9 protein-coding genes are annotated in these 11,094 nt (G+C 54.2%); 6 read left to right on the forward strand and 3 right to left on the reverse strand.

Annotated elements, in window-relative coordinates:
- Together L691_RS0104245 and L691_RS0104250 are read right to left on the reverse strand one after the other, a co-directional pair.
- A partial coding sequence (locus tag L691_RS0104245) for an NAD(+) synthase (protein ID WP_232229094.1) occupies nucleotides 1-1,789 on the reverse strand: 1,789 nt, incomplete at its 3' end.
- Between the two features lie 76 nt (nucleotides 1,790-1,865).
- Nucleotides 1,866-2,741 carry a LysR family transcriptional regulator gene (locus L691_RS0104250; RefSeq protein WP_025688981.1) on the reverse strand — a complete coding sequence of 292 codons (876 nt, stop codon included), beginning with the start codon at nucleotides 2,739-2,741 and terminating at the stop codon, nucleotides 1,866-1,868.
- Between the two features lie 153 nt (nucleotides 2,742-2,894).
- On the opposite strand from L691_RS0104250, the gene L691_RS0104255 reads away from it, so the two are divergent.
- Together L691_RS0104255 and L691_RS0104260 are read left to right on the forward strand one after the other, a co-directional pair.
- Nucleotides 2,895-4,688 carry an ABC transporter ATP-binding protein gene (locus L691_RS0104255; RefSeq protein ID WP_025688983.1) on the forward strand — a complete coding sequence of 598 codons (1,794 nt, stop codon included), beginning with the start codon at nucleotides 2,895-2,897 and terminating at the stop codon, nucleotides 4,686-4,688.
- The gene (locus L691_RS0104260; protein ID WP_025688985.1) at nucleotides 4,685-6,424 is read left to right on the forward strand and encodes an ABC transporter ATP-binding protein; all 1,740 of its coding nucleotides are present in this window, start codon (nucleotides 4,685-4,687) and stop codon (nucleotides 6,422-6,424) included. The genes L691_RS0104255 and L691_RS0104260 overlap by 4 nt, the downstream gene beginning before the upstream one ends.
- A gap of 775 nt (nucleotides 6,425-7,199) precedes the next feature.
- On the opposite strand, the gene L691_RS0104275 is transcribed toward L691_RS0104260, so the two are convergent.
- Entirely contained in the window at nucleotides 7,200-7,835 is a 636-nt protein-coding gene (locus tag L691_RS0104275) for a nitroreductase family protein (RefSeq protein ID WP_025688988.1), read from the reverse strand.
- Between the two features lie 190 nt (nucleotides 7,836-8,025).
- Between L691_RS0104275 and L691_RS33890 the strand changes: the two genes are divergently transcribed.
- From L691_RS33890 to L691_RS0104290, 4 genes are all read left to right on the forward strand, one after another.
- A complete protein-coding gene (locus L691_RS33890; protein WP_084653814.1) occupies nucleotides 8,026-8,454 on the forward strand; it encodes an ABC transporter substrate-binding protein in 429 nt (142 codons plus the stop codon).
- On the forward strand, nucleotides 8,381-9,613 hold the full coding sequence (locus L691_RS27785; protein ID WP_198022975.1) for a peptide ABC transporter substrate-binding protein: 1,233 nt from the start codon (nucleotides 8,381-8,383) through the stop codon (nucleotides 9,611-9,613). Before L691_RS33890 ends, L691_RS27785 begins: the two co-directional genes overlap by 74 nt.
- 18 nt (nucleotides 9,614-9,631) lie before the next feature.
- The gene (locus tag L691_RS0104285; protein ID WP_025688990.1) at nucleotides 9,632-10,258 is read left to right on the forward strand and encodes an SGNH/GDSL hydrolase family protein; all 627 of its coding nucleotides are present in this window, start codon (nucleotides 9,632-9,634) and stop codon (nucleotides 10,256-10,258) included.
- Nucleotides 10,259-10,411: 153 nt separating this feature from the next.
- Nucleotides 10,412-11,094: metallophosphoesterase family protein (locus tag L691_RS0104290; RefSeq protein ID WP_025688991.1), on the forward strand; the 683-nt coding region annotated here is incomplete at its 3' end.

Here is an 11,094-nt window from a genome sequence, read left to right on the forward strand (position 1 = left end):
TCCACTGTACCAGCTGCTCTTTCGTGAAGCGATCGCCAAAAGCATGCTGTGCGAGATACAGAATTTTGGCGGGCGGAGCTCCCGTTCTAAGCATGTAATACAGGTAGAAATCATGTACATCGTATGGACCCAGAATGTCTTCCGTGAGCTGGGCGATCTCGCCATCCGGTGAAGGCGGCAGCAACTCCGGACTGATTCCCGTGTCGATGATATCGTACAGAAACTTGCTGGCGGTCTCGTCCGCTTCATGGTCGGCGTACCACTGGACGACATATTTGATCAGCGTCTTCGGAATCCCCGAATTGACGCCGTACATGGACATATGGTCACCGTTATAGGTGCACCAGCCGAGAGCCAGCTCGGACAGGTCGCCGGTCCCGATGACGATGCCGCCGTTCTTGTTCGCCAGATCCATCAGAATCTGCGTACGCTCCCTGGCCTGAACATTCTCGTAGGTCAGATCTTGCACGTCCTTGTCATGACCGATGTCTGCAAAATGCTGGAGGCAGGCGGCTTTGATGTCGACGACCATCATCGAGGCGCCCAGCGCTTTAATCAGGCCGACGGCGTTATCGTAGGTCCGGTTTGTCGTTCCGAACCCGGGCATGGTAACGGCGAGCACGTCGCTGGCCGGACGGCCGAGCAGCTCCATCGCCCTTACCGCGACAAGCAGCGCGAGCGTGGAATCAAGCCCGCCGGAAATGCCGATCACCGCCTGCTTGGTGCCGATGTGACGTATGCGCTTCATCAGGCCGGAGGTCTGAATCGACAGGATTTCCTGGCAGCGTTCGTCCCGCTTCAGCGGGTTGCCCGGGACAAAGGGGTTCGAGGCCACTTCGCGGGCCAGCTCCCGGGGGGGATCGCTCTTGCGGACGGGATTTGTGAACGAAATCTCACGGTAATCGCCGCCGCCCCGGCCGCCCCGGAAGGTTCCCATCGCCATGCGGGAATAATGGAGTCTTGGAATGTCGATATCGGCGATGGTGATCCGGCTCTCATGGGTGAACCGGTCCGATTCCGCCAGCATTTGTCCGTTCTCGGCGATAAGCGAGTGGCCGCCGAAGACGACGTCCGTTGTCGATTCGCCGGTATTGCAGCCGGCATAGACGTATCCGGCAACGCAAGAAGCGGATTGCCCCGAGACAAGCTGCCGACGATAATCCGCCTTGCCGACAAGTTCATTGCTGGCGGACGGGTTGAACAGCAGCACCGCTCCCGCCTGGGCCAGCCGGCTGCTCGGCGGAATGGGAACCCACAGATCCTCGCAAATTTCCACGCCGAAGGCCAGATTGGAATTCTCGTCACAGACAAACATAAGATCGCTGCCGATCGGGACTGCGGCTCCGCCGATGCGCAGCTCCGTAGTTTCCAATTCTTCGGCTCCGGCAAACCAGCGGGGCTCATAGAATTCGCTATAACCGGGAATGCAGGTCTTGGGTACAATCCCGAGAATGCTTCCGCTCTGTATAACGGCGGCGCAATTATACAGCCGGCCTCTGACGTCGATAGGCAGGCCGGCAATGACAACCATGCTCAGGTCTGCAGTTTTGGCGGCGATTGCGAGCAGAGCCTCCAAGGCTGAATCAAGCAGCCGGCGCTGCATGAACAAATCGGCGCAGGTATAGCCGGTGATGCACAGCTCCGGCAGAACAAGGTATTCCACCTGCTGGTTGTCAGCTTGCTCAATCACTTCAATAATTTTATTGGCATTAAACGCACAGTCGGCTACCCGAAGTTCAGGGGAGGCGGCGGCGACTCTTGAGAAACCGAAATTCAGCAATGGGTTCACCTATCCTCTTTATATAAGTGTAATTTCTTTGTCATAAATTTAGCACAATAAGGAATCGTGTCAATATTGGTCACTTTCAGCGCTCCCCTGGGCGAAAGCTCTCGAAGAACTTCGTCGCCAGGGTGGACGCATATTTTCCCTTCATCATAATAGCGGCAATGCGTGTACGCAACGTGTCGCTATTGATTTCTTTGCAGAGCAGATTGCCGCTGCTCACAAGCCCAAAGGCGGATTTCGGGATAATACCGATCCCAAGGCCCGCATTGGCCCACAGCAGTGTCGTCCGGGCATCGTCGTTCATACAGAACAGCAGCGGCTCGAAGCCGTGCTCCAGGCAGGCATCGGTAATGAGCTGCTCGAACCGGCGGTAGATAATGAGAGGCTTGTCCTCCAGTTCGCCTAGATCGATCATAGTATGACCTGGTTTAAAGTCTAGCTCACGGGTCATGACGGCAATCATGGGTTCGGAACCGGTATAGCGGCATTCTAGATTGGCCGGATTGAACGGTGTGCGCACGATGCCGAGCTCCACGATTCCTTTACTCAGCAGATCGATAATCTTGAATGTATTGCCTTCATGAATCTCGAACTTGACTCCCTCATAGGTCTGGTGGAACTCGCACAGCCGATTCTGCAGCAGGACGGAGCCCGAAGAGGAGACTGTTCCAATGGACAGCGTTCCCGTCAATCCTTTGACGTAATCGCCGATTTCCCTTGTCGTCGCATCAGCCAAATCGAGAATTTGCTGCGCCCGGTTCCGCAAAATCACTCCCGCGTCAGTCAGATGAACGCTGCGCGGACCCCGTTCGACCAGCTTGACGCCAAGCTCTTCTTCCAGCTGCTTTAACTGCTGGCTAAGCGGCGGCTGCGCCATTTGCAGCTTCTTCGCGGCTGAAGTAATCTGACCTTCCTCGGCAATCGTCAAGAAATATTTGAGCTGTCTAATGTCCATTTTGAATCCCCGTCCCATGGAATATGACTATCGTATCGGAGTGATACGAATCCAATATTTTTAATATGGATGTAGTTATGACATAATCATAACTGTTCATTTTATATTTGTGAAATATTTTACGTATTTCTTTGAATGGGTGTGACTCCTGCAATGAATAAAATTAGTGTATTTCTGAAGCCCTACCGGAAACAGCTGATTATCGGCCCGATTTTCAAGCTGCTGGAGGCGATCCTCGAACTGCTGCTGCCGACCATCGTCGCGCTGATGGTGAACAGGGGGATTGGATTGCATGACTCCGCTTATGTGTACCGGATGGGAGGACTGATGCTCCTTATGTCCATCCTTGGCTTCGCCTGCTCCATGGTATGCCAGTATTCGGCGTCCCGGGCGTCCCAGGGATTCGGGACCAGGCTGCGGAATGCGATGTTCCGGCATATTTCTTCGCTGTCCTATGCGGAGCTTGACCAATTCGGCACGCCTTCGCTGATCAACCGGATTACCAATGACGTGAATCAGCTGCAGCTGGCGGTTGCCATGCTGATCCGGCTTGTCATCCGTGCGCCGTTTATCGCTATTGGAGCGATCATCATGGCCATGATTCTCGATTTTCGCTTGTCGCTTGTGCTGCTGGCGGCCGCGCCGGTCTTTGCTGTACTGCTGTATTGGATCATTTCGCGTTCATCACCGCTGTACCGCAAGTACCAGCAGAAGCTGGATTCAATCGCCCAGGTACTGAGCGAGAACCTGTCCGGCATCCGGGTCATCCGCGCTTTCGCCAAGCGGCGGAAGGAAAGGGAACGCTTCATCGCCGCTGCGGACGATGTGACGGCGACGGCTCTGCATGTCGGCCGGATTTCCGCTCTGCTCAGCCCGTTGACCTTATTGGTGGTCAATGCGGCCATCCTCGCGATTCTATGGGCGGGAGGCATTCACATTAATGCGGGCCGGCTTTCGCAAGGGGAAATCATTGCTTTTATCAACTATGTCACCCAGATTTTGCTGGCGCTGATCGTTACCTCGAATTTGGTGATTATCTTCACCAAAGCCAATTCGTCGCTGGCTAGAGTAAACGAAGTGCTGGCGGTTTCAAGTTCGGTTGCGGAGCCGGAGCATCCGGTCATTTCACCGATAGCCGAAACCGGAGAGTTTCTTGCCATGCAAGCAGGGCGAACTGACGGTTCCGAACCGGCTTCTCAGGTCCCCGCCATTGAGTTCGACCATGTTTCTTTTGGATACAGCAAGGCTGGAGAGCTTGCGCTGGACGATATTTCCGTGAAGATCTGGCGGGGCGAGACCGTAGGTCTGATCGGCGGCACAGGCTCGGGCAAATCGACATTTGTCAATCTGATCCCCCGCTTCTATGACGCCTTCTCGGGCGAGGTGCGGGTGGAGGGGGTGAACGTCAAGGATTACCCGCTTCTCCGGCTCAGAGAATCCATCGGCATCGTCCCGCAGAAGGCGGTGCTCTTTACGGGCACGATCGCCGATAATATCCGCTGGGGGAAGACGGAGGCGACCGAGGACGAAATCCGCGCAGCGGCGGCTGTCGCGCAGGCGGAGGAGTTCATTTCCAAGCTGCCCAAAGGCTTAAATACAGACGTTTCCCGCGGCGGATTGAACCTTTCCGGCGGACAGAAGCAGCGGTTAACCATTGCGCGGGCCGTGGTCGGCCGTCCGGACCTTCTGATTCTGGACGATTCCTCCAGCGCACTCGATTTCGCTACTGACGCGGCGCTTCGCCGCGAACTGAAAGAGAGCCGCGCCGGGATGACAACGCTAGTCGTCTCCCAGCGGGTCGGCACCGTCCGGCAGGCCGACAGAATTATCGTGTTCGAAGACGGCCGGATTGCCGGGGTCGGCCGGCATGAGGATTTACTTCACAGCTGCGAGGTATACCGTGAAATCTGCAACTCCCAGCTGTCAAGCGAGGAGGCGGCTTTATGAGCGGCAAGCAGGTTTGGAAAAGATTGATTATCTATACCGCGCAGTTTAGAAGCTCCGCCATTCTGGCGGCGCTCTGCGCCATCCTTAGCGTGGCGGCCAGCCTGATCGGGCCGCTGCTGATCGCCCGGGCGGTCGACTATATGATCGGACCCGGGAAGGTGGATTTTGACGCGCTGCTAAGGCTCATCCTGGAATTGGCGGTTGTATTCCTTGCCGGAAGCCTGTGCGGCTGGCTGCTGACCTATCTCACGAACCGGATCGCCTATCACACGGTAAACCGCATGCGGAACGACCTGTTCGACAAGCTGAATGTCCTGCCGCTGAAATTCCATGACAATCACCCGCAGGGCGACCTGATCAGCCGGTTTGTGAACGATATGGACGCCGTATCGGACGGTCTGCTCCAAGGCTTTCAGACTCTGCTTACCGGCGCCGTTACGATCGTCGGCGCGATCGGACTGATGCTGTATATCAGCCCGCTCATGACCGTGGTCGTGCTGCTGTCCGCGCCCGCTTCGTACTATATGGCCCGGTTCATTACGACGCGCTCGCAGCAGCTCTTCCGCGACCAGGCCAAAATTCTCGGCAGCCTTAACGGTTATGTGGAAGAAGTGGTCGGCGGGCAAAAAATCGTTCAGGCTTTTCACTATGAGGACAAAACTTATGAACGGTTCGAAGGACTGAACGGGGAACTGTACCAGGCTGGCGTCCATGCGCAGTTTTACGGCTCGCTTTCCGGACCGACGACCCGGCTGGTTAACAACATTACATTTTCCGTTATCGCAATTATCGGCAGCATTGTCATTATCGCGGGCGGGTTGACCGTCGGGGATTTGTCCGGCTTTCTGATCTTTTCCAATCTGTTCGCCAAACCATTTAATGAAATAACCGGCGTCATTACGCAGCTTCAGTCGGCGACCGCTTCGGCCCAGCGTGTCTTTGCGGTTCTGGACCTTGAGCCCGAACAGCCCGACGATCCGGATGCGTTTGACCCTGAGCCGGGGCAGGGGACGGTTGTATTCGACAAGGTCAAATTTGCTTATAGTCCCGAACGTCCCTTGATTACGGATTTCAGTCTGGAAGTCAAACCGGGCACCCGGGTCGCCATTGTCGGACAGACCGGAGCAGGCAAGACGACGCTGGTTAACCTGCTGATGCGTTTTTATGATGCAGGCGGCGGCGCGATCCGAATCGGAGGCGTGGACATTAAGGAGATGACGCGCGACAGCCTGCGCCGCAATTTCGGCATGGTGCTGCAGGATACGTGGCTGTTCGGCGGAAGCATAAGGGACAATATCGCTTACGGGAAGCCGGAGGCGACCGACGAAGAAGTCATTGCCGCCGCCAAGGCCGTGAGCGCACACAGCTTCATCAAACGTCTTCCGGACGGCTACAATACGGTGATCAGCGGCTCCGGCGACAACCTGTCCCAGGGGCAGAAGCAGCTGCTGACAATTGCGCGCGTGCTGCTGGCCGACCCGCCGATGCTCATTCTGGACGAAGCGACGAGCAGCATCGACACGCGGACTGAAATCCGCATCCAGCGCGCATTCCTGAAAATGATGGACGGACGCACCAGCTTCGTCATCGCCCACCGGCTGTCCACGATCCGCGAGTCGGACCTCATTCTGTTCATGAAGGACGGCGATATTGTGGAAAGCGGCACCCATGAGCAGCTTCTCCGCCTGGGAGGCTATTACGCCCGGCTGTACAACAGCCAGTTTGCGGCAGTTTAAGCGGATAGCCAGCCCATTTTATGCACCTTTTAGCATCGAGGATTATATAATATCCCTGACCCCCAAAGATGTCACTTGACCCCGCCGGATGGTGGGGTTCTTTCTTGACCATATACTGTCTTTACTCGATCAGATTAAGGGGGTGACTCATTTGCGCATAGCGATAAAAACTATTGGAGTCCTGTTCAGTTTAGCGGCCGTGGCACTGGCTATACCTATATTGATAAATAAAGGTGATCTCGGCTCTGAAACCCAGGTAAGAATGTCCTGGATGATGCTTGCCCTGTCCGGTTCGTTATTATTTAACGGCCTGGCTACCTATTTGAAGAATAAGAATAGACAAGGGATATATTCGGTCGGAATTGCTTTGGTTCTTCTAGTAGTCGTATTGGTAATAAGATTTCCCTTTTGATGAAAGTTCCTTCAGTACATACGCCAAAGTTAAGGGGAAGCGTTGCGTTACTATCTCTTCAAAAAGGAAGGGGCGGCGATGAGATGAGTAAAAATGTCCAGCAGCATCATAAGAAAAACAGCAATTTTGGTGAAGCCAAAATAATTTCGATAAAACACATAAATAATGAGTACAAAGTAACATGGGAAAGAAAAAGTAATTGCGAGAGCGGAACAGATTATGTTAATGACATAAATGGGACTATTACAAGGAGCGAGGTCTCGATCTGCCAAGCGAACCTCCGATCAGTCTCTCAGATGTAGCCATAAAAAATGCCCTCCGGCTTGTCGCGCAAGCCATGAGAGCAGCTTTTTCATACCAAACTTACATAAAATCGACGAACTCGCCCACCGGCTTGCGGTAGCCGCGCGGTCTGATCTTGCGCTGGTTGTCCTTGCCGATAGTAATCAGCATCACGGGAACGAGATGGTCCGGCAGCCCAAGAACATTCTTGACGGCCTCCGGATCGAATCCGATCATCGGGCATGTATCCCAGCCCTTGTCTTTGGCGATCAGCATGAACTGCATGGCCGACAGTGAAGCATTGCGGATCGCTTCGTCGCGTTGGAAAGCCTCTTTGCCTATGTATGCCTGATTGATCGCGCCTATCACCCCGTCATATTCCTCCTGCGACATCGCCCCCAGCATTTTGAGACCACCGTAAATTTCTGGCGCCTGCTCGTAGGCATGCATATCCCCCAGGACGACAATGACAGCGGAAGCGGTATGAATTTTGTATTGTCCGTAGGCGCTCTCGCGGACCTTCTCCTTAAGCTCAGGGTCTGCGATTACTTTATAACGGGCGTGCTGTAGATTGAAAGCCGAAGGAGCGAGTCTGGTATGGGAGAAGATTTCTTCGAGCTCGCTTTGCGGAATTTTGACGCCCTCTACGAAATTCATGGCCGATCTGCGGGCTTGGACAACTTCTAAAAAAGGGTTAACGGTTGCTGGTGTACTCATTGTAATGCCTCCATCCGATGATTAAAAATTAATTAATTTATTAAATAAATATACTTACTATTAGTTACTTAATAATATATCACGGCTTCAATCATCCGTCAATGATACCATGAATTTTGGGATTGCCAATAATTCCAAATCGTAATAGAGTCTATGATTAGAACGGTTACAACCGGAAAGGAGCTGTATAATGAAGAAAAAGATCATGATCCCCGCGGCGGTATGCTTTCTGGCCGTTTCGATTTGCTTGGCTTCTTTGGCATGGGGCGCGCCGAGGGAGCAAATTTTCCGCTTTAATCTGTATACGAATCCGATTTCGCTGGACCCTGCTTTGTCGTACGACAGCACAAGCGACGAGGTGCTAAACGGGGTTTTTGAAGGGCTGGTGCGCACCAGCAGGAACGGCGGAATTGAACCGGCCATGGCGAAATCGTGGGCCGTCTCGCAGGACGGCAGAACGTACACGTTCAAGCTCCGGGGCGACGCGGCATGGAGCAATAAGCAGAAGGTTAAAGCTTCGGATTTTCGAATATGCGTGGAAAAGAGTGCTGAATCCCGCCACCTCGTCCCCCCACGCCTATATGCTGTACTATCTTGCGGGCGGAGAGACCTATCATAACGGGACGCTGAAAAACGCTTCGAAGGTCGGCGTTCAGGCTGTAAACGATACGACGCTCAAAGTGACGCTGCGGAGCCGGACTTCCTACTTTTTACAGCTGGCGGCTTCACGGGCTTACCTGCCGGTCAATCCATCCGTTGTGAAGAGCAATAAGAACTGGGCCCGGTCCGCCAAAAGCTTTGTCGGCAACGGTCCGTTCACTCTGACGAAATGGGTGCCTGACCAAGAAATCGTGCTGTCCAAGAACAAATTGTATCCCGAAGCGAAGAAGATTCATTTTGACCGGATCAAGATGGGCATTCTGAACGATCCAGATCAGGAGCTGGCCATGTACAAACAGGGTCAACTGGACTGGTCGGGGCCGTCCGAGACGAACATCAATGTCTTCAAGCTGAATAAGGCAACAAAAAAGGACGTGCACGCCTACAATCCCGCCAGTACATATTATTACGTGTTCAATGTGACCAAGCCTCCGTTCGACAACGTAAATATCCGCCGGGCGCTGGGTATGGCAATTTCAAGAGAGATGCTGACCCACGGAACGCCGGCCTATGCTTTTGTTCCGCCGGGTATCCGGGGCGCCGGTAAGACGTTTCGGGAGGAGGCTTCCCGAGCTCCTTATTTTACGGAGGATACGGATAAGGCACAGGAGCTGCTGAAAAAAGGCTTGCAAGAGGAAGGATTGAGCGCGTTCCCGGAAACGAAGCTTATTTTCAATGAAGGACATGAGTATATCTCGTCGGCCGTTACCTCGATGTGGGCGAATAATCTGGGCATCGACGTATACGCCGAGGTTCAGCCCTGGGAGGAACTGCTGAATAACCGCATGGCCTTGAACTTTGAAATCGCCAGAGCGGGCTGGTCGGCGGATTATAACGATCCTGCTTCTTTTCTTGAAATGTACACTTCCTGGAGCACGGATAATGACAGCAGCTGGCATAACGCGGAGTATGATTCCTATATTCGCCAGGCGCAGCAGACGGGGGACGATGCGCTGCGCATGAAGCTGTACCATCAAGCCGAGCGCCTGCTGATCGATCAGATGGTCATTATCCCGGTTCACTATTTTAAAGAATTTACTTTGCAGAAACCCTATGTGCACGGTGTTTATAAAGACTATTCAGGCAGCCTTGTTTACAGGGACGGATATTTCAAATAAGAAGGAGGAGCTTATCCGATGCTTTTTAAAGAAAACGACGTGATTTTGTTCCAGGGTGACAGCATTACCGACGCCAGCCGCAACCGCTTTGACGCTTATTCGCTGGGAAATGGGTATCCCCTGATGGTTGCCGGACGGCTTGGCCTGCTGTTTCCGGAGAAAAAGCTTACCTTCTACAACCGGGGCGTCGGCGGCGACCGGGCTGCCGATCTCGTGCGGCGCTGGGACAGGGACTGTCTCGCGCTGAAGCCGACCTGGGTATCCATCTATGTCGGCATCAACGAGAGCTGGTGCCGGTACGACAGCGGCGACGAGACGACGCCGGAAGCGTTCGAGGCTCAGTACCGGAATCTGCTGGACCGCACGCGGCAGACTTTGGCCGCCAAGCTGATCCTGATCGAGCCGTTCGTTCTGCCGGTTCAGGGGCTGAACCGCGATTGGCGGGAAGATCTGGACCCGAAAATCGCCGTGGTACGGAAGCTGGCCCGCGAGTACGGGGCGCTGCTGGTGCCGCTTGACGGCCTATTCGCAGCCGCATCGATGAAGGCCGACCCGGCCTATTGGGCGGAAGACGGCGTTCACCCGACCCCCGCAGGGCACGCGCTGATTACCGAAGCGTGGTTGAAAGCGGCCTGTGTGAATTGATCCATCGGCGGTTTCCCGCTTTGGAAGGATGTCTTTGCCTGCTTGGGCTGGGGCATCCTTTTATTTTTCCGAGAGGCGGCGGAGTCCCTGATTTCTCCAGTTTCGGTTTTGCTGTTATAATATAGAGAACGCGTGTTTCGGGAGGGAGTCAGATTGACCTACACGATAGCGGTAATTTCGGACATACATAGCAACGCACCGGCTCTCGAGGCGGTTCTGCAGGATATTGACCGGAGCGGTGCCGACACAATCGTCAATCTGGGGGACAGTTTATTCGGTCCGGTCGATCCGCTCGGGACAGCGCAGCTGCTTAGACAGCGCGGCGATATCGTCAACATCATGGGGAACTGCGACGAGATTCTTTTGGAGCAGGATAGCGACTCGCTGACGTACCGCCATGTTAAACCGCTGCTTAATGCCGGCACGGAAGCATGGATTGCGGACCATTTAGCCGTGTGGCGCTATGAGGATCTGCTGTTCTGTCACGGAACTCCTTTTCACAATGGACGGTACCTGCTTGAAGAAGTGACTGAATCCGGCGTGTTTTACAAAAAAGCGGAAACGCTGCATACGGAGCTGCACACTATACAGGAGCGCGGCATTTTCTGCGGACACAGCCATGTATACCATACCTTAACGCTGCCGGATGGCAAATGGCTTGTCAATCCGGGCAGTGTCGGCTTGCCCGCCTACGAGGATGATCTTCCTTTTCCCCATGTTATGGAATCTGGCACGCCTTGCGCAAGCTTCTGCATGGTACGCAGGACGGAAGGAACAGGCTGGAACGTAGAGCATAAGCTGATCCCATACGATTGGAATACGGCAGCCGCGGTGGG

This window comes from Paenibacillus zanthoxyli JH29, from assembly GCF_000520715.1.
GTDB classification, from domain to species: Bacteria; Bacillota; Bacilli; order Paenibacillales; family Paenibacillaceae; genus Paenibacillus_AQ; species Paenibacillus_AQ zanthoxyli.